Source organism: Sorangium sp. So ce1335, assembly GCF_051521615.1.
GTDB lineage: Bacteria > Myxococcota_A > Polyangia > Polyangiales > Polyangiaceae > Sorangium.
In genome coordinates this window covers 5,926,261-5,951,360 of the sequence record NZ_CP150363.1, presented here as the reverse complement: position 1 = coordinate 5,951,360, position 25,100 = coordinate 5,926,261, and the positions used below count along the sequence as shown (strand labels likewise).

Genomic DNA, 25,100 nt, shown 5'->3' with positions numbered 1-25,100 from the left:
GCGTGTAGAGGGAAATCGCCCTCAGCGCATGTCGTCGACGGCGCGGCGGATGAGCCGCACGAGGTCGCGCCGCATCTCGGCGCTCACCGTGTGACCGACGTCCGGGTAGCTCTGCAGGGTCGCCTTGACGCCGAGCCCGCCGAGCGCCGCGATCGCGTCGCGGGTCGGGCCGAGCGGCACGCGGCTGTCTGCATCGCCGTGCAGCGCCACGAGGGCGGGGGTCGCCGGATCCACCGCGGTCCCGGCGGGCAGCACCGCGGGGGGGACCCAGCCGCTCACGGGGAAGGCCGCGCCGACGACGCGCGGGTGGTGCAGGGCGAGCGCGAAGCTGAGCGCGCCGCCCTGGGAGAAGCCGGTCACGACGGCCTTGCCGCGCGTCGGCCGCTCGGCGGCGATCCGCTCGAGCGTCGCCGCGAGCGCGCCGGCCGCCCGCAAGATGCCCTGTCCCACGCTGTCGCTCCCGATCGCCTGCTGGAGCGGAAACCACGAGTAACCGTGGTTGTACGGCGCGAGCCCGCGCGGCACGATGAGCCGCGCCTTGAAGTCGGCGCCCGACAGCAGCGCCGCGAACGTCTCGGGCCTGTCGCCGAGCCCGTGAATCGCGACGACGAGCGGCAGCGCCTCGCTCCGGTCCGCGCCGCCCGTGATCTCTTCGAGGTACTCGACGGCGGCCGGCGCGGCGGGAGGCGCCGCGCTCGCCGCGACGCCGCCCCCGGGCGGCGCCGGCCGCCGCTCGCACGCGGCGAGCGCGACGATCGACGCGAGCGCGATCGCAGACGAGGCGGAGCAGCGACGGAGGCGAGGGGAGCGCATGGAGGAGAGCCTGCTGAAACCGCCGCTCGACAGCAACAGGGAACATACCCCGGCGGCGACGCCGCGCCCACCTGGGCAGGCGCCGCGAGCCATCGAGAACTCCCGACAACTCCCGCGTTCACCGGGGATCCAGCACACGAGAGCGTGGATCTGGTCGCGTTGGATTTGTCTGTTTGGGAGCGATCGTCATGCCTGGGCCGAAAAGAAGTGCCTTTTGCTTTGTTAGTAAAGAGTGCTTCCTACATAACATGATCAGGCTGCTTATCAGGAGAGTTCGATGGTCTCACTGGCTTATCGATTGGCCAGCTTCCCGCGGTGGCGGCGGGCGCTCGGCGCGGGGGTGAGCGCCGCGGCGCTGCTGCTCGCGGGGTGCACGGGCATCGCGGGCGATCCTCCGGGCGAGGACGGCACGGGCGGCGTCGTCCCGGGCGGCTCGACCGAGGCGCAGGTCGCCGAGCGCAGCATGTTCCCGAGGCTCAGCCACGCGCAGTGGGAGAACACCGTGCGCGACCTGCTGCGCCTCGACGGGAGGCCCGGTCTCTCGGACTCGTTCACCACCGATCCGCTCGGCGGCGTGTTCGACAACAACGAGGCTGCGCTCCAGGTGACGCCGGGCCTCTGGGGCGATTACCAGCGCGCCGCCGAGGAGCTCGCGGCCATGGTGGTCGCCGACGAGGGCAAGCTCGGCCGGCTCCTGCCCGCGGATCTGCCGGCCGAGCCGGAGGCGCGGGCGGAGGCGTTCGTCGAGCGGTTCGGCGAGCGGGCGTTCCGGCGCCCGCTCACGGCCGAGGAGCGGGCCAGCTACCTCGCCCTGTTCCGCCGCGGCGCGGAGCTCTACGAGGGCGAGGCGCCGTTCGCCGCCGGCGTGCGCGCGGCGCTCGAGGCGCTTCTTCAATCACCCCATTTCGTCTACCGCGTCGAGATCGGCGCGGGGCCGGCCAGGGACGGGCTCATCCCGCTGAGCGGATACGAGATCGCGACGAAGCTCTCGTACCTCTTCTGGAACACGATGCCCTCCGACGACCTCCTTGTCGCGGCGAAGGCGGGCGAGCTCTCGAGCCCGGAGGGCGTGCGCGCGACGGCGGAGCGCATGCTGGAGGACCCGCGCGCCCGCGACGTCGTCGGCGCGTTCCACCGCCAGCTCTACGATTACGAGACGTACCACGACCTCAACAAGGACCAGGCGCTCTTCCCCGAGTTCGTCCCCGAGATGGGCGAGGCCATGCAGCGCGAGGCGGAGCTCTTCGTGGATCACGTCGTGTTCGACAGGGAAGGCGGGCTCACCGATCTCCTCACCTCGCGCACCGCCTTCGTGGACGGCCGCCTCGCGGCGGTCTACGGCGTCGAGGGCGAATTCGCGAACGATTTCAGGCAGGTGGAGCTCGACGCGGCCGAGCGCTCGGGGCTGCTCACGCGGCTCGGCTTCCTCGCGGCCAAGGCGACGGCGCGGCAGCCGGACTCGATCCACCGCGGCGTCTTCGTGAACCTCAGGATCCTCTGCGCGTCGCTTCCGCCGCCGCCCGACAACGCGACGGGGCTGCCGCCGGGCGAGCACGCGACGAACCGCGAGCGCGTCGCGGCGCACACGGGCAAGGGCACGTGCGGCGAGGCGTGCCACGCCACGCTCATCAACCCCGCCGGGTTCGCCTTCGAGCACTACGACGCGATCGGCAAGTACCGGACGACCGACAACGGGGTGCCGGTCGACGCCGCGGACGCCTACCCGCTCGGCGGCCAGCCGCGGACGTACGCGGACGCCGTCGAGTTCAGCCGGCTCCTCGCCGAGAGCAGCGAGGCGCACGCGTGCTACGCGAAGCACTGGGTCGAGTTCGCCCACGGCCGCGACGCGCGCGCGAAGGACCAGTCGTTCATCAAGGAGCTCGGCGAGGCGTCCCTCGGCGGCGCCTCGACGAGGGAGCTGATCCTCCGGATCGTCTCCTCCACGCCGTTTCTCGCTCGCGTTCCTGCGGAGGCGCAATGATCACCCGACGACGTGTGCTTCGAGGCCTGTTTGGCGTCACGGTGGCGCTCCCGTTCCTGGAGACCTTCGCGCCCCGGCGCGCGGCGGCCGGCACGGGCGACGTGCCGCCCTTCGCGATCTTCATGCGCCAGGCGAACGGCGTGGCGCAGGCGGTCGACGAGGAGCCCGAGATGTTCTGGCCCCGCGAGGCAGGCCCTGTGTCCGCCGAGACGATGGAGCGGGACAGCGACAGGGCGGTGAGCGAGCTCAAGGACCACGCGAGCAAGCTGATCCTCGTGCGCGGCGTCAAGTTCGCGTTCCAGGGCAACGGGTGCGGCCACTCCGGCGGCGGCAACCAGTGCCTCACGGCGGCGCGCGTGTCGGAGGAGCCGTCGGGCAACGAGTCGCTCGCGATGGGCGAGTCGATCGACAACCGCATCGCGGCCGAGCTCAACCCGCAGGGCGTCGAGCCGCTGACGCTCTACGCGGGCAGGATGGCCGGCTACATCAACGAGGTGCTCTCGTACCGCGGGCCGATGCAGCTCCGCGCCGCGGAGCGCAACCCGTTCAACGCGTACCGGAAGCTCTTCGGGCTCGCCGACGCGGACGCCGAGGCGACGCGGGCGCTGGCGGCGCGCCGCGCCAGCGTGAACGACCTCGTCCGCGGGGACATGAAGGCGCTGATGAGCCGGAGCGACCTCAGCAAGAGCGACCGCGAGCGGCTCACGCTCCACTTCGACAGCATCCGGGACCTCGAGGTCGCGATGGCGTGCAAGCTCCCGGCGGAGCGGGTCGCCGAGATGGAGGCCATCTCCCCGGACGTGGGCAAGTACGAGAACGTGGAGACCGTCGCCCGCATGCAGCTGGACATCATCGCGCTCGCGATGGCGTGCGGCGTGACGCGCGCCGCGACGCTCCAGGTGGGCGACGGCAACGACGGGACCGAGTACACGATCGGCGGCGTGCGGCAGAAGAGCTTCCACAAGATCTCGCACCGCATCGACAGCGACGGCTCCGAGGGCCCGCCGATCGAGGGCGCGCAGGAGCTCCACCACCAGATCGACCGGATCCACGGGCGGATGTTCAAGCACCTGCTCGACCGGCTCGCGGCCTACGAGCTCGGCTCGGGGACGCTCCTCGACCACGGCGTGGCCGTGTGGCTCAACGACCTCGGCGACAAGTACCACTCGTACCGGCGGGTCCCGTACATCCTCGCCGGCGGCGCCGCCGGCTACCTGAAGACCGGCCAGTTCGTCGACGTGAACATCACGAACAACAAGCTCCTCAACACGATCGGCGCGGCGGTCGGGTGCACGAACGGCCAGGGCGGCCCGCTCGATAATTTCGGCGACGCGAGCCTCGAGGGCGGCCTCGTCGACGCCATCATCAACGCCTGACCGCGCCGGCCGCCCCGCGCGTCCGGGGCCGGCGGCGCGGGCAGGCGCCGCCGCTCAGGAGAGGAGCTCGACGGCGACCTCGATCGTGGTCTTCTGGCCGTTGCGGAGCAGCTCGACCTTCACCTTCTCGCCCGGCTTCTTGCCGTCGAGCGCGTTGTAGAGCGCGTCGTAGTCGGGGACCGGCGTGCCGTCGATGCCGACGATCACGTCGCCCAGCACGAGCCCGCGGTCGCCCTCGGAGAGGCCGCGCAGGCCGGCCTTGTCGGCGGGGCCGCCCGGGATGACGCCCATCACGATGACGCCGCGGATGCCGTTGCGGCGCTCCAGGCGGTGCGCCGGGTCGAGCTGGATGCCGAGGCCGACCTGCTCGGCCTTCCCGGTCTTGATGATCTGCGGGACGATCCGCGCGATCGTCGTCGAGGGCACGGCGAAGCCGATGCCGGCCGACGCGCCGCTCTTCGAGAAGATCATCGTGTTCATGCCGATGAGGTGCCCGCTCGAGTCGAGCAGCGGGCCGCCGGAGTTGCCGGGGTTGATGGCGGCGTCGGTCTGGACCATGTCGCGGATGGTCACGCCGCCCGCGCCCTCGACCTGGCGCCCGAGCGCGCTGATGATGCCCGTGGTCAGCGTGTGGTCGAGGCCGTACGGGTTGCCGATCGCGATCGCCTTCTGCCCGACCTCCAGCGGCTCGCGCAGCGGCGCGACCTGGATCGGCTTGAGCATCTCCTTCGGCGCGTCGATCTTGAGCACCGCGATGTCCTTGCGCGGCTCGATGCCCACGACCCGCGCCGGGAACGACTTCTCCCCCTGGAGCCGGACGATGAGCGACTGCGCGTTGTCCACGACGTGGAAGTTCGTGACGACGTGCCCGTCCGCGTCCCAGACGAAGCCCGATCCGCTGCCGGCGGGCACCTCGACCGCGGTCCCCCAGAAGCGGTCCACGACGAGGCGCTTCTGCGTCACGAACACCGTCGAGGGCGCGACCTCGCGGAACACGGCGATCGTGTTGCGCTCGTCCTCGATGAGCGAGCCCTTCGAGGGCGGCGGGACCGGCGGCGGCATCGCGTCGATCGTCGAGGGCGTCGGGGGCGCGTCCGGGACCTTCGTCGCGCTCGGCGACTGAGGGCCGCCGGGGCTGGGCCTCTCCTTGCACCCCGGGGCAGCGGCGAGGGCAGCGACGAGCGCGGCGACGGCGATCAGGGCTGAGGGTCGAGCGTGTTCGCGGTGGCGCATGCGGCCCAATCTAGCCTGCGATCGGCGAGCCGTCTCCTTTGCGGCGCGCGGCGCCAGGCGGCGCGGCAGTCTGCCGCGCGCAACGGATGCGCGGAGCACGCGCGGAACGGCGCGGAGCACGCGCGGAACGGCCCGTCGCGGCGGCGGCGGATCGGATCCGAGATGCAAACGGGCGAAGTTGCGGTAGAGGTGGCCCTGACGGATGAAGCCCATGACCTCTTCAACGAAGTTCCAGACCACCCCCCCAGCCGTGAAGGAGCCCGTGAAGGTGCTCCTCCTCGAGAACATCCACCAGAGCGCGCACGAGCTCTTTCGATCGCGGTCGTTCGAGATCGAGACGCGGAGCTCGGCGCTGAAGGAGGACGAGCTCGTCGCCGCGCTCGCGGGGGTCAACGTGATCGGCATCCGGAGCAAGACGCACCTCACGGCGCGCGTGCTCGAGAAGGCCGACAAGCTGATCGCCATCGGGTGCTTCTGCATCGGCACGAACCAGGTCGACCTCGACGCGGCGAACCGGCGCGGGGTCCCGGTGTTCAACGCGCCGTTCAGCAACACGCGCAGCGTCGCCGAGATGATCATCGCCGAGTGCGTCATGCTGGCCCGGCAGCTCGGCGACCGGTCGCGCGAGGTGCACGCCGGCACGTGGAAGAAGGTCTCGAAGGCCTGCTACGAGGTCCGCGGCAAGACGATCGGCCTGATCGGCTACGGCCACATCGGCCAGCAGCTCGGCGTGCTCGCCGAGGCGATGGGCATGCGCGTGATCTACTACGACATCGCGCAGAAGCTCCCGATGGGCAACAACCGCCCGGTGCCGACGCTCGAGGCGCTGCTCGCGGAGTCGGATTTCGTGTCGCTCCACGTGCCGGCCACGCCGGAGACGCGCAACATGATCGGCGCGGCCGAGCTCGCGCACATGCGCAAGGGGTCGTACCTCCTGAACGCGAGCCGCGGGACGGTGGTGGTGATCCCGGCGCTGGCCGAGGCGCTGAAGAGCGGGCACCTCGCGGGCGCGGCGATCGACGTGTACCCGGAGGAGCCGGAGTCGAACTCGGACGGGTTCCGCACGGATCTGCAGAATCTGCCGAACGTGATCCTGTCGCCGCACATCGGCGGGTCGACCGAGGAGGCGCAGGAGGCCATCGGGCGTGAGGTGTCGCGGGCGCTGACGCAGCTCGTGACCACGGGGGCGACGACAGGGGCGGTGAACTTCCCGAACGTGGAGCTGCCGCCGCTCAAGGGCACGCACCGCATCCTCAACGTGCACCGCAACGTGCCGGGCGTGCTCCGCGACGTGAACCGCATCGTGTCGGACGTGAACGCCAACATCGACAGCCAGGTCCTCTCGACGGACGCCAACATCGGCTACCTCATCATGGATCTGTCGCAGGACGTGTCGGCGGAGGTGAGCCGGCGGATCGGGGCGCTCGAGACGAGCATCCGGACGCGCGTGCTCTATTGAGGCGCCCGCGAGGGGGCCCGGCCGGCGGGGGAGGGTGTTCTTCGGGGGGCGCGGGGGCCCCGCCGAACTCGCCTGAGACGTTCGTTCGCCGGCGTGCAGAGCACGCCGGCGAACGAACGTCTGTTGGGCTCAGACATCGGCCCGTCCCCCGCGCCCCCCGAAGAACACCCTCCCCCGCCGGCCTACGGTCGATGATGGGGGGTAGACCGAGTCGCCGAAGTACATCGTGAGTGGCTGACGAGCGGTGAGCGCCGTCGGAACGACGGTTGGCGCGCCGGCGGCGGCGTATCGCGAGCGGCGAGGAACGCCATCATTGTATGGCGGGGGCGAACAACGATGTATCGAACATGCCGATTCACAGGCGAGTCGGGGTGGCGCAACCTCGGAGGCTGACCGAGACGAGATGACCGGGAGACTGGCCGCGCAAGGGCGGCAGGACCGGAGGCTCGCTGGCTTGACCTGGAGGACTTGCGATGAAGATCGAGAGGCTCTTCAACGTGCTGATCTTGAGCGGCGCAGCCGTGGGGCTCGCCGCTTGCAGCGAGGACGACGGCGGGAACGGCGGAGCCGGCGCAGCGGGGAGCACGGGCGCAACGAGCGGGACCGCCACGGGCAGCGGCGGGCAGGGCGGGGGCGGCGAGGGCGCCAGCAGCGGCAGCGGCGGCGAGGGCGGCGGGAGCGCGACGGCGGGCAGCGGCGGCGCGAGCGCCTCCGCCGGCAGCGGCGGGGAGGGCGGGGGCGCGACGGCGGGGAGCGGCGGCGCGAGCGCCTCCGTCGGCAGCGGAGGGGGCGATGGCGCGGGCGGCGCCAGCAACCTGGACTGCTCGGAGCCGGCCGCGGCGCATGACGCGTGCGGCTGCGCCTGCTGCTGGGCGACCGGATGTCTCAACACCGAGCCGTGCTGCGCAGGGTTCTGTGAAGCGGGCAATGGCGGCGAGGGGTGCTGCGGTGGCTGACGGCAGCGCGGCTGGCGCGCGCGGGGCCGCGGCGGGGGTCTGGAGGAGCCGGGCGCACGCGGAGCTCGAGGCGGCGGCGCGGTTCTCGCGGCTCGCCGAGCAGCTCGAGACGGCCGGCGCCGTGGCGCCCGTCGTCGCCATGGCGCGCGCGGCGGCGGCGGACGAGCGGCGCCACGCGGAGCTGTGCGCGGCGCTCGCGCGCGAGCTGGGGGGCGCGGCCTTCACCCCGCGCGCGGTCGCCGGGGCGGCCGAGGTGGCGCCGCGCGGGCTCGATCGGCGCGAGCGGGTGCTCTACGAGGTCGTCGCGATGGCGTGCGTCACCGAGACGCTCAGCGCGGCGCTCCTCGGCGAGATGGTCGAGCGCGCCACCGACCCGCGCGTGCGCGAGACCATGCAGCACATCCTCCGCGACGAGGTGGACCACGCGCGGCTCGGCTGGGCACACCTCGCGGCCGAACGGCAGCGCGGCTGCGCCGACGTCATCGGCGAACACCTCCCCGCCATGCTCGCCGGCACCGTCCACGAAGAGGTGTTCTCGTCATGGACAGAGCACCCGGCGCAGGAGGCGCTGTCCGGCCTCGGCGCCCTGGACCGCGCCGAACGCAGGCGGATCTTCGACGAGACGATGCGGCGCGTGGTCCTCCCGGGGCTGCGACACCTCGGGATCGACACGGGACGCGGCGAGCAGTGGCTCGCGGCGCGGCTCGGCTGACAAGGCACCGGCGGCCCGGAGTCGTGCCCTCCGCCCGCCGGGGCGCGTCGATCAGGCCGCTATCTCGAGCCGGCCCCGCTCGCCCCGGCGCGAGGCCGGGTCGTCGCCAGCGAAGACGATCGTGAACACGACGAACGCAGCCCACAGCGCCGCCAGGTGGTAGAGCATCGCGATCCCGCCCTCCGCCTGGTAAATCGCGCTCGACGCGGGGGGGCCGAGGAGCATGCCCGCGGCGTAGAAGACGTTGTACAGCGAGTTCGCGCGGGCGTAGTCGCGCGGGGCGGTGACAACGCCCTGGAGCGCCAGGCTGAGCGGCGAGATCGACGCGAGCGTTGCACCGGCGATGAACACCGCGACGCACATCGCCGCATACTGGTCGAGGTACACGAAGCCGAGGATCATCAGCGTGCCGACCACGCCGAGCACGCGCATGAGCGACAGGTGACCGCGGCGGTCGCCGATCCGGCCGAAGACGTTGGTGAAGGAGAGCATCCCCACCGCGAAATAGGCAGGGATGAGGATCGTCTGCTCGAGCGTGACCCCCTTGGACGCCATCAGGTAGAGCGGGAGGAACAGGACCACAGACGCCTGGAAATAACCGTAGGCGAAGGTCGCGAAGCACGCGGTCTTGATGCGCCACAGGATCGACGCGGACGACGCCGCGGGCTCCGCGCCGGGGAGCGCGCCGGGCTCGCCGTGCGCCGCGGCCTCGGGCGGGTCGCGGTCGAGGCGGGCGAGCACGAGCAGCGCGGAAGCCGCCGAGATGACGCACGAGATGACGAACGCCGACGCCATCGACGACATCGCCACGATGGCCTTCGCGCAGAGCGGGCCGAGGACGTAGCCGAGCGCCATCGCGACGGCGTAAAGGCTCGTCACGAACGCCTTGTTGTCCTTGTCCGACCGGGCGAGCAGGATGGTCTCGCAGCTCACCCAGATGCCGACCGAGCACGCGCCGTCGAGGAAGCGCACCGCGGCGATGGAGGCGAAGCCCGGCAGGAAAGGGAAGACGCCGACCGCCGCCGCGTACCCGGCCAGCGAGAGGACGAGCGTCGCCTTCGCGGAGAAGCGGCGGATGAGCGCGCCCATCGGGAGCGACAGGAGGACGATGCCGAGCGCGAAGCACGAGGCGAGCAGCCCGATGTCGCGCTTGTCGAAGCCGCGCGCGTCGAGGAAGACCGCCGTGAGCGAGATCGCGATGCCGTAGGCGAGCCCCAGCAGGAAGATCGCGCCGTAGATGAGCCAGATATTCCGATCAGGGATGCGGCGGAGCATGTTCGCCCGGCAGGTTCGATCGGCCGCTCCGCCGTGTCAAACGGGTCCGTGGCGCCGGAAATGCGCTTTCCCGCCGTGGGGGCTCTCTCGCGCCCCCCCGCGCGCGGGCTCACCGCAGGAAGTCGAGGAGGAGCTGATTGACCTTCTCCGGCCGGTCGTAGTGCACGAAATGGCTCGCGTCGGGGATGCGGACGACTCGCACGTTGGGGGCCAGCTCCGGATCCGGCGCGGCGACGAGATCGGCGTCGAGGTAGCGGTCGTGCTCACCCCAGATGACCAGCACGGGCGTGTCGACGCGGGGCGGCTTGCCCGACTTTCGCAGGCTGCTCGGGCGGAAGGCGGCGCGGTAGTAGTTGATCGTGGCCGTGAGCGCGCCGGGCTGCGACCACGCCTCGAGGTAACGGGCGAGATCCTCGTCGGTGACCGCGCCCGGACGACGCGTGTCGTCCTTCACCGACGCGCGGAACGTGGCGTAGTCGTTCCACCGCACGAGCAGCTCGGGCAGCTTCGGGATCTGGAAGAAGAACATGTACCAGCTCTTGCGGAGCTGCCGCGCCGTCCGGAGCGCGGCGAGCATCTTCGCGGGGTGCGGGCCGTTGAGGATGACGAGCCGCTCGAGGAGCTCGGGATACCGCATCGCGAACGGCCAGGCGACGCCGGCGCCCCAGTCGTGGCCGACGACCGCCGCGGCGCGCTCCGCGCCCGAAGCCTGGATGAGCGCCGCCACGTCCGCGGTCAGCTCGGCGCTCGCGTACGCGGCGACGCCCCGGGGCTTGTCCGAGAGATTGTAGCCGCGCATGTCCGGCGCGATCACGCGATAGCCCGCCTCGACGAGCGCGGGGATCTGGTGCCGCCAGGAGTACCAGAGCTCGGGAAAGCCGTGCAGGAGCACGACGAGCGGCCCCTCGCCCGCCTCGACGTAGTGAAGGCGGACGCCGCTTCGTTCGGTGTACCGGTGCGATAGCCTGGATTCGTCGAGGGTCATCGTCTCTCCTTCCGCTGGTCGGCCGCCGGTGCCCCGGGCAGGTCGCGCTGAGGTGTGGAGTCGTCGAGCGGCGCCGCCGTTCTATCACGAAGGGAATCGACGAACGCGGCGATGGCAGGGGCGCCGCCGCGGAAGAAGGAGAGCGCACGCGCGGCGGCGCGCCGACAGACCCTCTGGACGGATCAGGCCCGCCGGCGCGGCGCTTCGAGCCTGTCTCCGGGGCGCTGCGCGCTCGTGCGGCCGCTGCCCTCGAGCGCCGCCACGATCGCGCTCCGCGTGCGGTGCCTGTCGCAGAGCGCCCGGAGCTCGTCCCGGTCGAGCAGGCGATCCACGAAGATCTCCGCCATCACCGGGTAGGCCAGGTCGTGCGCGAGGACGCCGAACCGCACCTCCACCTCGGACGGCGAGGCCTCGCGGCCGTCGGGCGCGAGGACCCGCACCGCGGGCGGCTGCTGGAAGGACACGAGCACGCGCTGCGCGCTCCAACCGAGGAACACCCAGGCCTTCGTCTTCCGGCGCTCGCGGTCGTAGAAGACGGGGACCATCGCGCGGACGTCCCGCCCGACGTCGCGGTCCTCCAGCGCGCTCCAGCGCCGGAACGCCTGCGCGTCGTGCTCGCGCCCGCGCCCCGACCCGAGCGCGCCGTCCCGGTCCGGCAGGACGCCCACGGCCGCGCAGGCGGCGCGGAACGCCGGATCCATGGCCTCGTCGAGCGGCATCCCGAGGTCGGCCGCGACGGCGGCGGCCGCGCCGAAGAACAGGCCCTCCATCCGGGCGAGCTCCTCGGAGAGCGGGAGCCCGACAGGCCCGTCGGGGGTGAGGCGCTCGATGCGGGCGAGCGCGTCGGCGCCGAACGCGCCCTCGAGCGCCCGGCGGACGAAGCGGTACCCGAGCGCGCGGCGAAGGAAATACGACGCCGTGGGCTCGGCGGCGAGCTCGGGCAGGACGTCGACGACGACGCTCGGCCGCCCGCGCGTGAGCGGCGGGGCGCAGCTCGGCGCGGGGACCGCGAGCTGCTTGACGTGCGCCTCGCGCGTGAGCGTGAGGATGCCCTTGGACAGCTCCAGCAAGAGCTCGCGGTACCTGCGATCGAGCGAGACGCGCGGCGCCTCGGGCGCGCGCTCCGGCGCGACGAGCGGCTCGAGCGACCAGGTCTGGTAGTCGTACCAGCCCGAGGCCTCCGTGGGCCGGAGGTCGACGCGGCCGTCGCGGACGCGCGCGGCGAGCTCGCTCATGAGGTCGAACCCCTCCGGGACCGGCTGACCGTCGAGGAGCTTCATCGCGAGGTCGGCCTCGACGGCGCGGGACGGCGGGAAGATCGCGTGCGCGGGCCCCACCTCGACCTGGCCGCGATCCAGCGAGCGGAGGACGGGCGTGAGGTCGGGCGTGTCGGGCGGGCCCGTGAGCCGCGAGGCGAGCGCGAGCACGCCCTCGTACGTGGTCCGCGCGGCCGCCTCCTCGCGGAGGACGCGGGCGAGCGCCTCGATCGCGCCGGGATCGCGCAGCGGCGCCTGGAGCAGCCGGTCCTGCTGGAAGACGCGCCGGAGCGGCTCGCTCCACGTGTACACCCCGAGCGGCTTCGAGCGGCGCTCGTCGGCGAGGAACTCGTCGAGGAGGCGCGCGACGTCCGGCGCGAGGGGGCGAGGCACCTCCCGGACGAGCCCGCCGAGCCGCGCCGCGGCGAGCAGCAGCGCGGCCGGCGCCGCAGGCGAGCCGTGGGCCAGCGACGCGGGCGAGCCGTGAACCAGCGACGCGAGCCACGTCTCGATCAGGTACGCCTTGCCGCGGAGGAGCCCGGCGCCCCGCTGCGCGGCGAGCTCGACCGCCGCGATCAGCCCGTCGTCGAACTGCCTGGCCTTCTGCGCGAGCGTCGCCGCCGAGACCATGCGCGACGAGAGCCGGGCCGCCCTGAGCGTCGGGAAGAGCTCGGGCTCGCCGTCCTCGGCGCCGTGCTCCGCAGGAACGGAGAGGCAGAGCGCCTGGCGCGAGAGATCGGCGTCCACCCGGTATCCCTGGACCACCCACGAGCGCGTCGTCGACGGCGCGAAGGTGCCAGTCGCCCCGGGACACTCCGGATCCGCCGTCGCGGCGGGCGGAGCGGGCACGGGCGCTGTCCGCGGGACAGGCACCGGCGGATCGGACGCCTCCCTGCGCGGGAGCGACGCTTCCGTCCGCGCCCGAGGACCACGCCAGCGCCTGAACCAGTCGAGCACTCCCATACGTCTCGCCAGGGAGTATGACCGCGCGCGCACCCCGGGGCGACGCAGCACCCGCGCGGCGGCGCGGGTCGCCGAGAATCGATGGCTTCGACGGCGTCGGAGGCCGTCAGGAGCGAGCCGAGGCGATCGGAAGCAGCGGAATCAGAGGAAGCGGCGGAAGCGGCGGAAGCGGCGGACTCCGTCGGGGAAGACGGCTTGTGTCCGGGTCGGAGAGCGTGCGGCCATCGCCCTTCGGGGCGTCCAGCGAGGTGCCTTTGCGAGGGCAGGAAGCGCGATCAGACGTCGATGATCTTGCCTGGATTCATGAGGTTCAGCGGGTCGAGCACCCGCTTGATCGACCGCATGATCGCGAGCTCCTCGGCCGAGCGCGAGTAGGGCAGGTAGTCCTTCTTGAGCAGGCCGATGCCGTGCTCGGCGGAGATGCTGCCGCGGTACTTCTTCACGAGCGAGAAGATCGCGTGATCCGCCTCGTGGGTGCGCCGGAGGAACTCCTCGCGGGTGAGGCTGTCGGGCTTCATCACGTTGATGTGGAGGTTGCCGTCGCCGATGTGGCCGAAGAGCGCGATCTCCCAGCCTGGATAGCGGGCCTCGAAGAGGCTCTCCAGCTCGGAGCAGAAGCCCTCGAGCTCCTGGATGGGGAGCGACACGTCGTTCTTGTGCGGCAGGCCCGTCGCCGACAGGCTCTCGCTGATCCCCTCGCGGAGCGCCCAGAGCTCGGCGGCCTGCGTGGAGTGCTGCGCGAGCGTGCCGTCGGTGACGAGGCCGCGCTCGAACAGCGAGGCGATCCACGCCTCGAGCGCCTCGGGCTCGCCGCGCTCGACCTCGATGAGCACGTAGTAGTCCGACGGCGCGGAGAGCGGCACGCGCACGTTCCTGTGGCGGCGCAGGCGCGCCTGGCACTTCTCCGTGAAGAACTCGTAGGCCATCACGACGAACGGCCCCATCCGGGCCTCGCGGAAGAGCGCGAGCACGCCGGCGAGGTCCGGCACCGCGAACAGGAACACGTTGAGCCCCTCGGGCACGCGGGTGAGCTTGAGCGTCGCCTCGGTGATGATGCCGAGCGTGCCCTCGCTGCCGATGAAGAGCTGGCGCAGGTCGATGCCCGTGTTGTTCTTCTCGAGCGCGCCGTTCATGTCGAGCACCGCGCCGCTGGCGGTCACGACCGAGAGTCCGAGCACCCATTGCCGGGTGAGGCCGTAGCGGATGACCTTCACGCCGCCGGCGTTCGTCGCGATGTTGCCGCCCACCTGGCTCGACCCCTTGGAGGCGAAGTCGACAGGCCAGGTGAGGCCGTACGGGGCGACGTGCTGGTGGACCGCCTCGGTCACGGCGCCGGCCTCGACGCGCACGGTCGCGCCGAGCACGTCGACGGGGCCCATGCGGCGCATGCGCTCGAGCGACACGACGAGCTCGCCCTTGGCCGCCACGGCGCCGGCCGCGAGCCCCGTGCGCCCGCCCGAGGGGACGACGGGGACGCGGTGCTCGGAGCAGAGGCGGAGGAGCCGGGAGACCTCGTCGGTCGAGCGCGGGAGCGCGATCGCCGAGGGCTTCGGCTCGTGGACCTTGGTCCAGTCGCGGCCGAACGTCGCGAGGTCGGCCGCGTCCGTGGAGAGGAAGTCCGCGGGGAACTCGCGCGCGAGGGCCGCGAGGAAGTCGCCGGGGAGGCCGGGGTGTGGGCTCATGGCCGGCTCGGTACTGCGGCGTCGCCCCGAGGGCAAGCGGCCTGCGCGGGTCAGCCGGCGGCCGGGATCTCGCCGCGAAAGTGGGCGCCGACGAGCTGCACTGTCGCGCCGACGTCGCCGAGGAGGGCGACGAGCGTGTCGTCGTCCTCGACCGTGACGAGGAGCGCCTCGGGGGCGCGCGGGGCGTGGGGGCGGATGGCCTCGAGCAGGGGAGCGGCGAACTCGGGGGCGGCGACGCGAAAGGGAAACGCGCCGGGGAGGAACGGGTCGAAGCTCGTGAACCCGAGCGGGGCGGCGTCCGGCGCGGCGGGGTCGACGAGGCAGAGGAGCACGAGGCCGCCCCGGGCGCGGGCCTCGGCGACCTGGCCTGACGGCATGGCGAACGCCGCCTCCACCGCGGCGTCGTCGGACGGCTGCGCCGGCCGGGCGACGACCCGGCGGAAGGGGCGCGGGAGGCGCGCCGCGGCGTCCCAGGCGAGCTGGAAGGTGGTCATGACGTACGCGTGCTCCATACCGATGCTCCGGTAGAGCCGCACGGCGGCGGTGTTGTCGGGCTTCACGTTGAGGCACCACCGCGCGCAGCCACGGCCGCGGAGGTGCGCGGCGACGGCGCGCATGACGCCGCCGCCGACGCCCTTGCCGCGGTGGGACGGCGCGACGACGACGTGGCGCACGTAGCCGACCCCGCGCAGCGGCTGGACGTACGCGTAGGCGACGACCTCGCCGTCCTGCTCGAAGAAGAGGGTGTCCCTGGCCAGCACGCTCTCCCAGCGGTCGCGCGGCAAGATGGGGTTGCCGGTGTCGAGCTCCACGAAGAGCCGGGCGAAATGGTCGTAATCGGCTGTGGTCGCAGGGCGCGCAACGAGGCGAGACATGGGGCGAGCCTACCCTCGGGCGCGGCGCGCGCGCCACCTTCGCTCGGAGCTCGCACGAAACGCGCCGCGCGCGTTGCGGCGCCGCGCGCGACAGGGCACCGTGACACAGGGCATGGACACGGCGCGCGGCGAGGGAATGCTCGAGGGCTGCGCGGCGCCGCTCGCGGCGATCGCGCTCGCGCTGGCCGGGTGCGACGGCGCCGCCGGCGGGGCGACGCGCGCGGGCGACACCGCGGACGCAGGCGCCACCGCGGACGCGAGCAGCGCCGGGGGCGCGGGGGCCGACGGGGGCTCGGGCGCCGGCGGGCGCGGCGCCGGCGGTGAGGGCGCGGCCGCCTCGAGCAACGCGGCGGCCGGCAGCGGCGCTTCCGGCGGGGGCGGCGCCGGCGGGGAGGGCGGCGATGGCGGCGGCGCGCCGAGCTGGGAGCCGGTCGAGACGGACTGGTGCTCGGCAGGGTGGACCGGCCTGGACGATCACACCTGCTTCCATGTGCCGGAGACCGCCGCCCGCGGCGCGCCGATCCTCTACGTGCTGCACGGGACCATGGCGCCCGACTCGCTGCCCGTGGGGCTCCAGGCCATCGCCGCGGAGGCGGCCGCTGCGCTCGGGGTCGTCACCGTGTTCCCGCGCGGAAGGCCGGGACTCTGCACCTGGGACCCGTCCGTCGAGACCTCCTTTTGCTGGCCGACGCGCCGCGAGACGGTCGACGCCGCGGCCCCCGCCCTGATCGGAGAGTGGATGAGCGCCGAGGCGCTGCTCGAGCGGATCCTCGGACAGACGTTCGGCGGGCGCTTCGTCATGGGCTTCTCCAACGGGGGCTATTTCGCGAGCTACGTGGCGCTGGAAGGCCTCGTCGACATCGACGGCGCAGGCCTCGTCGGCGCGGGGCGCATGGTCATCGAAGAGCACCTGTTCTCGCAGGAGAGGCCGCCGATCTACATCGCCGTCGGCGACCAGGAGCTCGCCTCCACCGTCGCGAGCGCCGAGAACCTCGCCGACGTGCTCACCCAGCACGGCTGGGAGCACGAGCTCGTCGTGCACCCCGGACGCGGCCACGAGATCCGCGCCGACGACTTCACGCGCGCCTGGGCCGCCTGGCGCGCCGCGCCCTGAGCGGCCCGGCGCGCGCGGCGTGGGGACCGGCGCGACAGGGCCCCTGGCGCGCGCATCGCGAGGCGCCGAGCGGCGCTCACAGGCGCTCTTTCACGCGCCGGTGCACTGAAGAGACGGGCCGAGCACCGCGGTCGCGAGGGCGGCAATCGCCCGAGGTGGGTGGGTGTCCGTGAGGCGCTGTCGTTCTCTGGTTCACCTTGTGGGTAAATGGCTTTCGGATCGTCGGAGACGTCCCGTCGAGGCGCCCCGCGGGGAGAAGTCGATAGCTCGCGAAAGACGTGTTTTTGCCGGAGTCGCAGCGTCGTGCGAGGGCTGCTGGGGCCGCTGTTGCGCGATCAGCGCGCCTCGAAGCGCCTTATCTGCCCAGTGATCCGGCGCGGGTGAACGGGCCGTCGCCGGGGACCGGGGCGCTGTTTAGGATTGTCGGTTTGTCGGCGCCTCCCGCCCGCTGCGCGCGCCCCCGGGAGGCAGCCTGTGCACACCAGCTCTCGGGCATGAGCGCTGCTCTCTGCGCAATCAGCCTGGCGCGACGGTCCCGCGGATGTCGCGGGCCATGGAAGCGCGACGGTCCTGCGGAGGTCGCAGGTCGTGGAAGGAGGAGAAATGGTCGAGCTGGTGAAGAGCAGGTGGATGCTTGTTGCAATGGCGATGACCGCCCTGACCACCGGGTGCGCGGTGGGCGAGGCAGGCGCCGAGGACGTCGAGCTGGACGAGGCCGAGGCCGTGGAGGTCGAGGAGACCTCTCAGGCGCTGTTCGGCAGCTATCGGGACCGGAACTGCGGCGGCTCGTGGAACGGCCCGTGGGGCGGGGGCGGCCCGTGGGGCGGGGGCGGCTCGTGGGGCGGCCCGAACTGGGGTGGCTGGGGCTCGAAGCCGTCCTACGGCTGGGGTGGTGGCTGGGGCAACGACTGGAAGTCGTACGGCAACTACGGCAATCCTTTCTATCGGCCCAGCTACGGCTGCCAGGGCACATTCAACCCCGGGTACGGCGGCTACGGCAGCCCGTGGTACTGACCCGGAGCACAACGAAGAGGCGCAGGTGAGATCCGACCCCGGACCGCGGCGCGGCGCGCCCCTGGGACGGTGAGCGCGCGGCGCGCGCGGGCCGCGGCGCGCTCGGCGCCCGCGCCGCGGCTCGCCTGAGAAGGAACACCGGGGCCCGGCCGCCGGGGAGCTCGCGGCAGATGCGCTGCTCCCCGGCGCGGCCGGGCGACCCCGGTGGGCTCCGGCTGGTTCCTCTGCGGTCGTGCCCTGATGGTCACATGGCCAGGGCTCCCCACGTGATGCATTTTGGGACATCCCTCGTGGCGCCGATCCATGGCGGTCGGCTCGCCCGTGAGCTGCCCAGCTCGCCTACACACCTTGGCGCAGGGGGCGCGTCGACGCGCCGCCTCTGCGTCCGCTTCGGGGCGGTCGAGCTCTGCCCGGCCGGCTCGGGGCCTGCGCCGCGCCCGCGCGCCCGGGTCAAGGCCCGACGGGGGTTCCCGCATTACGGATCGCTTCTTGCTTTTGCACCCGCTGCGCGCCGATGCGCCGCCTGCCCGAGCTCCCGCGCCGGCGTCCTCGAGGAATCCCCCATGATGCGCTTTGCGACACCCGTCTCGCGTTACATGACCTGCGAAGTCATCGCAGCGCCCGACACGACGCCGCTGCGCGAGATCCATCGCGCCCTCGGCGAGCATGCTATCTCCTGCGTTCCCATCGTCGACGCGGCGTCGCGCGCGATCGGCGTGCTGTCCCGCACCGACCTGCTGCGGCTCGGCCAGTTCGAGACGAAGACGAACAGCCGCGGGATGCTGCTCACCTTGCCCGACGTCCCGGCGCGCGAGGTGCTGCGCCCGGGGATCATCACGGTCGGGCGCACGACGCTCGTCGTCCAGGCGGCGAGCGTGCTGCTGAAGCACCGTATCCATCGGGTCTTCGTCCGCGAGGGCGACGGCCTCGTCGGCGTCTTCAGCACGAAGGATCTCCTGCTCGCCCTCGTCGAGGCGCGGGACGCGACCCCGATCGCCGAGCTCATGTCGGCGCCCGCGTACACGATCCCGCTCGACGCGCCGCTCGCGCTGGCCGCCGATCGGCTGACGACCGCGCAGGTGAGCGGGCTCGTCGTCGTGGACCCGGACGGCTGGCCGGTCGGGATGTTCACGCAGACCGAGGCGCTCCTCGCGCACGGCGTGCTCTCCGACTCGCCGGTCGAGGACGTGATGAGCCCTGCGATGGTCTGTCTCGACGTCCGCACGCCGCTCCACCGGGCCGCGGCCGCAGCGCACGCGGCGCAGGCGCGGCGCGTGCTCGTCGTCCAGGGGCGGCGGCTCCGCGGCGTGCTGACGGGGCTCGACTTCACGCGCGCCGTCGCCGGGACGGGCGTGATCTCCGTGGCCGCGAGGTCCAAGGCGGGGTAGCGCCGCCGGCGTCAGGTGCGCGGCCGCTGAGCGCGGCCGCTGGCGGAGCGGCAGCGAGGAACGCGGCCGCTGGCGGAGCCGCCGCGCGGCGCGGATCAGCGCGCGGCGCGGGTCGCCATCCGGCCGACCACCCGGTCGGGGTCGGCGGCGAGGCGCACGGCGAGCGCGCGGGCGGCGGCGGGCGACGCGGCGGCGACGCCCTGGATCGCGCCGAGCCGCGCGCGGCGCGGCAAGCTCGGATCCGCGGCGAGCGCCTGGAGCTCCGCCAGCACGCGCGCGGAGCCCGCGGAGGGCGCGGCGGCGGAGGGCGCGGCGGCGCGGCCCGCCGCGGCGAGCGCGCGCGCCCTGGCCTGGATCGGCGCGCCCGGATCGCGGCCGACAGCGAGCAGCCGGTCGGCGTCGGCGCCGCCGACCGCGCGGAGCAAGGCGAAGAAGTCCGCGCCCGCGGCGGCGCTCTGCCCGCAGAAGTGCCCTCCGAGCAGGGTCGCGGTCCGCGACGGGAGCGATGCCGCCCACGCGCGGTCGCCGGGCGCAGCGGCCGCGTCCTGGCCGGCCTGGCCGGGGCCGGCCGGAGCCGGAGCGCGACCGGCGGGGGAAGGGCCGCGGCCGGCGGGCAGCGGGTCGGCAGCGCCGCCTCCGCTCTCGACGATGCCGCGGTACACCGCGCTCGCCTGCACGATCGCCGTCTGCTGCGGCGTCATCTTGCCCGAGAGGTCGCCCCCCGTCGGAAACATGATGTTGTCGTAGTCGGGACAGAGCTCGAGCTGCCCTCGCACGTTGTCGCACCGCCGGGTGTCGTCGAGCGGGTCGGCGGAGGGGATATCGATCTCGGTGGTGTGGAACAGCCCGCTGAAATGGCCGAGCTCGTGGCGCAGAATGACCGTGTCGATCTCGGGCTCCCCGAAGAGCGTGACAACGATGCCGCTGAGGTGGGTTCCGTGCTCCACGGCGACCGACGGCACGGCGGGCGTCGCGCCGGCAGCGCCCTCGAGCCTCCCGCCGAACTGTGACACGGCGATCACGTTGAGCGCCGGGCGGCCGTGGGCGCCGGCCGTCTGCTCGAGCAAGCTCGGGAGGAGCTCGTCGTCGATGAAGCCCCACTCCGGTGCCAGGTGGTGGACCGTGACGCTGCCGACGTCGAGGCCGACGAATCCCTGGTAGGCCGTGCGCAGCGCGCGCTGCATGTACTCCTCGGAGATCGCGTCGCCGGCGATGAAGGCGTTGATGTCGAGCTTCCCGCCGTGGAAGCGCCCGTCGAGCGTCTGGCGGCGCCACACCGAGAGGCGCGCCGGCGCCGCCGGGAGGCCGAAGCCGCCGTCGCCGATCGTGATCCAGTACGTGCCTGGCACGAGCGGCGAGGCCGCGGCCGCGCCCGTCTGCGGCACGGCCGCCGATCCGATGCCCTGGTTGTAGAAGCGGGCCACGGTGCCGGGGATCGTGTAGTCCGCCGCGAACGTCCTGCCGCCCGGGCCGACGATCTCCGCGATCCCGATCGGATCCCAGCTCGGCGGCGAGGTCATGATCTGCGCGACGGCCGTGAAACCCAGCGTGCCCGGCGGGATCTCCACCGGCACGGGGACGCCGACGGCGATCTCGCCGAGATCTTCCTCGACGAGGGGCGGAATCGGCGGTGCGCCGCCCTCGCCGGTGTGTCCGCCCTGGTCCGGCTCCGGCGCGACAGCGCTCGTGCTGCCGCCGGTGCCCCCGGAGCCCCCGAGGCCGTCGGGCGGCTCGAACCCGTCGACCACCACCTTGCCGCCGCAGGCGCCCGCGGCGAGCGCGGCGAGCACCCCCGCGGCGAGCGCGCCTCCGCGGCGCGCCCGCGCCGCCCCGCGCTCGCCCTCCGGCGTCCCGTTCCGGCGGGACCGACCTGTGGCGCTCGATGCGGGGGCAAGCGACTCTGTCATAAGCAGGCTCCTTACAATGGGTGAGGAGAGCCCCTCACCGAGCGCGCGCAGTATGGTCGCGTCGCTGCGCGAAGTCACGCCCCGCGCACCCTCCTGACCGCGGCGCGGCGCGCGACGTTGGGAGTGCCGCTCATTCCACCTGCTTGACGCGCATTATCACCCGTCCTGGGGACGCGTCCGTCGCGCCCTCGAAGCGTTCGAATAGGGCGACGAAGCGCGACTGGCCGTCTGCGCTCTGGACGAGCCACGCCGAGTCCTTCGCCGGCGCGGGCGGGCTCGATCCGGGCTCGATCCAGCGCCCGGTGAAGGCGGTCGCCACGTGGTCGCCGCGGTAGCGGACGGCGGGATCCGTGAGGGCCTGGTGGTCGGCCGCGTCGAACCGCGCTCGCTCCGACTCCGCGGTGCGCTCCTTGACGTCGGCGAGCGCCTCGGACCTTGTCTCTTGCTCCTGGAGATCGGCGCCGCGCGCCGTGCCGGGGCCGCCGAGCTCGCCGTTGACGGTGACGAGCGATCGGCGGAAGCAGACGTGCCACTCGGTCGACGCGCGCGCCTCGGCCGGCGTGAGCATCAGTTGCCGGTTGCCCGCGAGGTCGAGGCAGGCGCTCGGCGCGCTCTCGACGGCGTCGATGCCGCCCGCCGTCGCGTCGAGATCCTTGATCTCGACGGTCTCGCCGGGGCCGTCGGGGAGCACCTCGGCGACCCGGAGCTGGTAGAGCGCGGTGACCGGCGCGCCGTCCACCTCTCCATAGAAGGAGAGGATCTGGAGCTTCCAGGTGCGCCCCTCGTGCTCGATCGCGTGGACGTGATACCGGCTGAAGGCGACGTGCGACTCGCCGTCGTAGGCGTACCACTGGGTGAAGGCGCCGCCCGCCTCGTCCGTGAGCAGGAACGGCGTGCTCGGGAGCTGGCCCGCCCTGTAGTCATCGAGGCTGAGCGGCAGCGCCCCGCCGTCGCCGGGGCCGCTGAGGCCGCTGTTCGTGAAGACGTCATAGCCCGAGAGGGCGAGATCCCAGTCGGTGGACGCCGCGCCCTCGTCGGCCGGGGCGACGATCTCGGGCGTGGCGAGCCGCAGGAAGACGCGGCCCGAGGCCGGCACGTCGACCTCGAGGAGCGCGCCGTCCTCCGTGGTGGGCGCGCCCCCGCTCGAGCTCCCTTCGCCCACATCGTCGCTGCACGCGGGGGTGAGCAGGAGCAGCGCTGCGGCGATTGACCATCTTGTCATGAATCCTCCCACGGTAGCTCGGCGATGACGCCGAGGTAGACGGTGCGCCCCTCGAGGGGCCGGTGATCGCCGTCGCGGTCCGGGTCCTTCTGCGCGCCAAGGAGGTTCCGGACGCCGAGGTAGGCCTGCGACGAGGGCCAGAGCGGCCGCGCGAGCCGCGCGTCGAGCGTGCTGAAGCCGGGCGCGCGCAGGCCTCGCTCGATGAAGGCGCTGGTGACGGTCCGGAGCCGGGTGACGAGCTCGAAGCGGAGCGGCAGGTCCGCGCGGAGCGCCGCCTGCGCCGTGTGCGGCGGCCTGCCGGAGAGCGGCTGGTCCGGCGCGGCGGGGTCGTCGCTGCGCGTCCAGAGGTAGGCGTAGCCGGCCTCGGCGCGGAGCCACGAGGTCGCCTGGAACGTCGCCGAGAGCTCGACGCCCGCGGTGCGCGCCCTGGCGACGTTCTTGTAGGTATACGTGTCGACGCCGCCGGAGGAGCGGATGGGCCTCGGGTTGATGTCGATGAGGTCATCGACCCAGTTCGCGAAGGCGCCGCCGCGGAGGGTGAGGCTCTCTCGGCCCTCGATCGCGGCCCACGTGACATCGCCGTTCACGCCCCAGGACGTCTCGGGGGCGAGACCCGGGTTGCCCTCGAGGATGTAGCCGAGGGCCGAGTGGTCGAACGAGAAGGCGAGCTCCTTCGCGCTGGGCGCGCGGAAGCCTTGCCCGCCGGAGACGCGCAGGGTGAGCTGTGGCGCGGGCCTGTAGGCGAGGGCGAGGCGCGGGGCGATGACGCCGCCGTAGCGGGGCCAGTGCTCGCCGCGGACGCCGGGCATGAGGGTGAGGCGATCGGTGATCTTCCACGCGAGCTGGCCGTAGAGCGAGGCGCTGCCGAGCTCGGTGTCGGGCACCTCGTCGAAGGCGCTCTCGGAGATGCCCGAGGTGGAGACCTCGGTGGCCCTGAGCTCCTGGGTGAGCGACTCGACCTCGGCGCGGCCGCCGAGCACCCAGGTGAGCTGGCCGTGGGCGAGGGTGGCGATGGCCTCGTAGCTCTGGAGGGTGCCGGAGCGCTCGCGCATCTCCACGAAAGGCGAGCCGCGCAGGTCGCGGTCGCTCGTCCGGAAGGCCCATTGCCGGCCGGCGGCGAGGCGCAGGTTGGAGCCGCCGCCGAGGTCGATCGTCTCGGTGAGGTGGAGGGTGACGCGGTTCGTCACCTCGGGGAGGTCGAAGAGGTAGGGGCGGAGGCCGGGCAGTCCGTCGAGCTGCTCGAGGCCGTCCTGCTCGTCGTGGATCCACCGGGCGCGGAGGCGCACGTCGATGCCGCGGCCGAGCGCGGCGCCGGCGCGGAGGCCGACGAGCACCTGCGCGCGCTCGGGCAGGGCGGTGGCGGGGTTGCCTTCGAGGAGGGAGAGGCTGTCCTCGCGCTGGAACGAGGCGTCGGCGCTGGCCCAGGCGCGCTCGCCGCGGTAAGCGCCGGAGCCCTGGACGAGCAGCCCGGCGCGGCTGCGGCCCTCGACGCGGCCGCGGCCGCTGAAGCCGGGGTGGGCGGGGGGCGCGGAGAGGACGTTGACGACGCCGCCGATGGCGCTGGCGCCGTAGAGCGAGCTCGTCGGTCCGGTGACGAGCTCGATGCGGGAGACGTCGCTGAGCGGGAGGGAGGAGAGGTCGATGGCGCCGCCGGCGTCGCCGATGACGCGCTCGCCGTCCTCGAGGACGAGGACGCGGTCGAGGTCGAAGCCCTGGATCTGGATGGCGCTCGGGTTGCCGAGGGAGCCGTAGGCGCTCGGGTTGACCTGGACGCCGAGCTCGCCGGCGAGCGCCTCGCCGACGTTGGTGGCGCCGCGGCGCTCGGCCTCCTCGCGGGAGATGACGCGCGTGCGCACCGTGGCGCGCTGGCTGCTCTCGGGGGTGCGGGTGCCGGTGACGACGACCTCGAGGGGGGGAGGCGGGGAGGGCGCGGGCGGCGTGGCCGGCGGGGGGGCGGCCGGCGTGGCGTGCGCGGGGGGCGAAGGCGGCGTGGCCGGTGGGGGGGCGGCCGGCGTGGCTTGCGCGGGGGGTGCGGGTTGCGGGGCCGGTGCGGGCTGCGTGGGCTGGGCGGGAGGCGCGGGCTGCGCGAGCGCGGGGCGAACTGAGGCGGCCGAGAAGAGCGCCGGAAGAAGGCGGAAGGCGAGCGGCGCGGCGCGTGTCAGGCGCCGGCGTCGGTGCACGGTCCTCCCGGGGACATGGGAACGGCAAGCTCTGGGCGCGGAGGCGGAAGCATGAGGGAAAACTCAGGCCCGTGTGGCGCAAGGTGGGTGGGGTGGCGCGCATGGTCGCCCGATTCAGGGCGGTCGTCCAGCGGTTCGGGGCCGCGGCAGAAGGTGAGATGCCGGCGGTGGCGCGTGGGCGTGTGCAGGAGCGTGCGCCTGGGCGTGCGCGCGCACGGTCGTCGGTCGCGAGAGGCCCGGAGGCAGGGCGCGACAAGGAAAGAGGGGCTCCGTGCCGGGCGAACCGCGTGCCGAGCTCACCCGCGTCCCGTTCGCCCCTTGCGGTGCGCGTCGATGGCTCCAGGTGCTCTGGAGAAGCCGGAACAGCCCGAGGAGGTGCGCATGAAGACCAACGAGAAGGCGACCGAGGGACAAGGGGCAGCGACGCCTGCGGGCGCGCAGGGACGGCAGGGCGGCGAAAAGCACCGGCACGTCCCGGGCGACCCGGTCGAGGGCCACGAGGCCACGTCGGACAAGGAGCCGGAAGAGAAGGTGGACGAGACCGTGGAGGACTCGTTCCCCGCGAGCGACGCCCCGGCCTGGACGCCGACCAAGAGCGGCGACGCCGACTAGGCCGCCGGCCCAAGGGGCTACCAGCACGCCGGTGGGACCCCCGCGAAGCCTGCCGCGACGAGCCGCCGGACCCGGCGCGGCTCGCGCGGCGGGCCTC

19 protein-coding genes are annotated in these 25,100 nt (G+C 73.3%); 9 read left to right on the top strand and 10 right to left on the bottom strand.

The genetic code is table 11. The annotated features are described in order from the left end of the window. Positions 1–21: 21 nt before the first annotated feature. Complete coding sequence (locus tag WMF24_RS21975; RefSeq protein WP_437738390.1) at positions 22–813, bottom strand: alpha/beta hydrolase; 792 nt, start codon at positions 811–813, stop codon at positions 22–24. 277 nt (positions 814–1,090) lie between these two features. On the opposite strand from WMF24_RS21975, the gene WMF24_RS21970 reads away from it, so the two are divergent. Together WMF24_RS21970 and WMF24_RS21965 are read left to right on the top strand one after the other, a co-directional pair. Next, on the top strand, positions 1,091–2,794 hold the full coding sequence (locus WMF24_RS21970; protein ID WP_437738389.1) for a DUF1592 domain-containing protein: 1,704 nt from the start codon (positions 1,091–1,093) through the stop codon (positions 2,792–2,794). Between the two features lie 14 nt (positions 2,795–2,808). Further along, positions 2,809–4,170 (top strand): DUF1552 domain-containing protein, encoded by a 1,362-nt coding sequence (locus tag WMF24_RS21965; protein ID WP_437738388.1) that lies wholly within the window; start codon positions 2,809–2,811, stop codon positions 4,168–4,170. 54 nt (positions 4,171–4,224) lie between these two features. Here WMF24_RS21965 and WMF24_RS21960 read toward each other — a convergent pair whose 3' ends face one another. Beyond that, entirely contained in the window at positions 4,225–5,403 is a 1,179-nt protein-coding gene (locus tag WMF24_RS21960) for a S1C family serine protease (RefSeq protein ID WP_437738387.1), read from the bottom strand. 202 nt (positions 5,404–5,605) lie between these two features. Between WMF24_RS21960 and serA the strand changes: the two genes are divergently transcribed. From serA to WMF24_RS21945, 3 genes are all read left to right on the top strand, one after another. Further along, a complete protein-coding gene (serA, locus tag WMF24_RS21955) occupies positions 5,606–6,862 on the top strand; it encodes a phosphoglycerate dehydrogenase (protein WP_437738386.1) in 1,257 nt (418 codons plus the stop codon). Between the two features lie 473 nt (positions 6,863–7,335). Then, positions 7,336–7,818 carry a hypothetical protein gene (locus WMF24_RS21950; RefSeq protein ID WP_437738385.1) on the top strand — a complete coding sequence of 161 codons (483 nt, stop codon included), beginning with the start codon at positions 7,336–7,338 and terminating at the stop codon, positions 7,816–7,818. Then, a complete protein-coding gene (locus tag WMF24_RS21945; protein ID WP_437738384.1) occupies positions 7,811–8,530 on the top strand; it encodes a ferritin-like domain-containing protein in 720 nt (239 codons plus the stop codon). Before WMF24_RS21950 ends, WMF24_RS21945 begins: the two co-directional genes overlap by 8 nt. A gap of 51 nt (positions 8,531–8,581) precedes the next feature. Here WMF24_RS21945 and WMF24_RS21940 read toward each other — a convergent pair whose 3' ends face one another. The 5 genes from WMF24_RS21940 to WMF24_RS21920 all read right to left on the bottom strand — a co-directional run bounded on the left by WMF24_RS21940 (position 8,582) and on the right by WMF24_RS21920 (position 15,566). Next, positions 8,582–9,805, bottom strand: a complete 1,224-nt coding sequence (locus WMF24_RS21940; RefSeq protein WP_437738383.1) for an MFS transporter — start codon at positions 9,803–9,805, stop codon at positions 8,582–8,584. 109 nt (positions 9,806–9,914) lie between these two features. Further along, positions 9,915–10,790 carry an alpha/beta fold hydrolase gene (locus tag WMF24_RS21935; protein ID WP_437738382.1) on the bottom strand — a complete coding sequence of 292 codons (876 nt, stop codon included), beginning with the start codon at positions 10,788–10,790 and terminating at the stop codon, positions 9,915–9,917. Positions 10,791–10,972: 182 nt separating this feature from the next. Then, complete coding sequence (locus WMF24_RS21930) at positions 10,973–12,895, bottom strand: hypothetical protein (RefSeq protein ID WP_437738381.1); 1,923 nt, start codon at positions 12,893–12,895, stop codon at positions 10,973–10,975. Positions 12,896–13,284: 389 nt separating this feature from the next. Next, positions 13,285–14,691 (bottom strand): FAD-binding oxidoreductase, encoded by a 1,407-nt coding sequence (locus WMF24_RS21925; protein WP_437738380.1) that lies wholly within the window; start codon positions 14,689–14,691, stop codon positions 13,285–13,287. Between the two features lie 50 nt (positions 14,692–14,741). Further along, the gene (locus tag WMF24_RS21920) at positions 14,742–15,566 is read right to left on the bottom strand and encodes an N-acetyltransferase family protein (RefSeq protein ID WP_437738379.1); all 825 of its coding nucleotides are present in this window, start codon (positions 15,564–15,566) and stop codon (positions 14,742–14,744) included. A gap of 100 nt (positions 15,567–15,666) precedes the next feature. On the opposite strand from WMF24_RS21920, the gene WMF24_RS21915 reads away from it, so the two are divergent. The 3 genes from WMF24_RS21915 to WMF24_RS21905 all read left to right on the top strand — a co-directional run bounded on the left by WMF24_RS21915 (position 15,667) and on the right by WMF24_RS21905 (position 19,082). Further along, positions 15,667–16,680 (top strand): alpha/beta hydrolase, encoded by a 1,014-nt coding sequence (locus WMF24_RS21915; protein ID WP_437738378.1) that lies wholly within the window; start codon positions 15,667–15,669, stop codon positions 16,678–16,680. Between the two features lie 642 nt (positions 16,681–17,322). Then, positions 17,323–17,694 carry a hypothetical protein gene (locus tag WMF24_RS21910; RefSeq protein ID WP_437738377.1) on the top strand — a complete coding sequence of 124 codons (372 nt, stop codon included), beginning with the start codon at positions 17,323–17,325 and terminating at the stop codon, positions 17,692–17,694. 563 nt (positions 17,695–18,257) lie between these two features. Further along, positions 18,258–19,082 carry a CBS domain-containing protein gene (locus WMF24_RS21905; RefSeq protein WP_437738376.1) on the top strand — a complete coding sequence of 275 codons (825 nt, stop codon included), beginning with the start codon at positions 18,258–18,260 and terminating at the stop codon, positions 19,080–19,082. Between the two features lie 95 nt (positions 19,083–19,177). On the opposite strand, the gene WMF24_RS21900 is transcribed toward WMF24_RS21905, so the two are convergent. From WMF24_RS21900 to WMF24_RS21890, 3 genes are all read right to left on the bottom strand, one after another. Further along, complete coding sequence (locus tag WMF24_RS21900; RefSeq protein ID WP_437738375.1) at positions 19,178–20,989, bottom strand: hypothetical protein; 1,812 nt, start codon at positions 20,987–20,989, stop codon at positions 19,178–19,180. A 130-nt stretch (positions 20,990–21,119) separates the two neighbouring features. Next, entirely contained in the window at positions 21,120–22,211 is a 1,092-nt protein-coding gene (locus WMF24_RS21895; RefSeq protein WP_437738374.1) for an HmuY family protein, read from the bottom strand. Next, positions 22,208–24,067, bottom strand: coding sequence for a TonB-dependent receptor plug domain-containing protein (locus tag WMF24_RS21890; protein WP_437738373.1), 1,860 nt, complete (start codon positions 24,065–24,067; stop codon positions 22,208–22,210). The genes WMF24_RS21895 and WMF24_RS21890 overlap by 4 nt, the downstream gene beginning before the upstream one ends. A 705-nt stretch (positions 24,068–24,772) precedes the next feature. On the opposite strand from WMF24_RS21890, the gene WMF24_RS21885 reads away from it, so the two are divergent. Then, entirely contained in the window at positions 24,773–25,003 is a 231-nt protein-coding gene (locus WMF24_RS21885) for a hypothetical protein (RefSeq protein WP_437738372.1), read from the top strand. Positions 25,004–25,100 lie beyond the last annotated feature (97 nt).

Excerpts from the sequence above, each read along its gene's own strand:
- WMF24_RS21885 (WP_437738372.1), top strand. The coding sequence starts at position 24,773 with ATGAAGACCAACGAGAAGGCGACCGAGGGACAAGGGGCAGCGACGCCT.
- WMF24_RS21940 (WP_437738383.1), bottom strand. The coding sequence starts at position 9,805 with ATGCTCCGCCGCATCCCTGATCGGAATATCTGGCTCATCTACGGCGCG.
- WMF24_RS21950 (WP_437738385.1), top strand. The coding sequence starts at position 7,336 with ATGAAGATCGAGAGGCTCTTCAACGTGCTGATCTTGAGCGGCGCAGCC.
- serA (WP_437738386.1), top strand. The coding sequence starts at position 5,606 with ATGAAGCCCATGACCTCTTCAACGAAGTTCCAGACCACCCCCCCAGCC.
- WMF24_RS21975 (WP_437738390.1), bottom strand. The coding sequence starts at position 813 with ATGCGCTCCCCTCGCCTCCGTCGCTGCTCCGCCTCGTCTGCGATCGCG.
- WMF24_RS21935 (WP_437738382.1), bottom strand. The coding sequence starts at position 10,790 with ATGACCCTCGACGAATCCAGGCTATCGCACCGGTACACCGAACGAAGC.
- WMF24_RS21960 (WP_437738387.1), bottom strand. The coding sequence starts at position 5,403 with ATGCGCCACCGCGAACACGCTCGACCCTCAGCCCTGATCGCCGTCGCC.
- WMF24_RS21895 (WP_437738374.1), bottom strand. The coding sequence starts at position 22,211 with ATGACAAGATGGTCAATCGCCGCAGCGCTGCTCCTGCTCACCCCCGCG.
- WMF24_RS21900 (WP_437738375.1), bottom strand. The coding sequence starts at position 20,989 with ATGACAGAGTCGCTTGCCCCCGCATCGAGCGCCACAGGTCGGTCCCGC.
- WMF24_RS21905 (WP_437738376.1), top strand. The coding sequence starts at position 18,258 with ATGATGCGCTTTGCGACACCCGTCTCGCGTTACATGACCTGCGAAGTC.
- WMF24_RS21910 (WP_437738377.1), top strand. The coding sequence starts at position 17,323 with ATGGCGATGACCGCCCTGACCACCGGGTGCGCGGTGGGCGAGGCAGGC.
- WMF24_RS21925 (WP_437738380.1), bottom strand. The coding sequence starts at position 14,691 with ATGAGCCCACACCCCGGCCTCCCCGGCGACTTCCTCGCGGCCCTCGCG.
- WMF24_RS21970 (WP_437738389.1), top strand. The coding sequence starts at position 1,091 with ATGGTCTCACTGGCTTATCGATTGGCCAGCTTCCCGCGGTGGCGGCGG.
- WMF24_RS21920 (WP_437738379.1), bottom strand. The coding sequence starts at position 15,566 with ATGTCTCGCCTCGTTGCGCGCCCTGCGACCACAGCCGATTACGACCAT.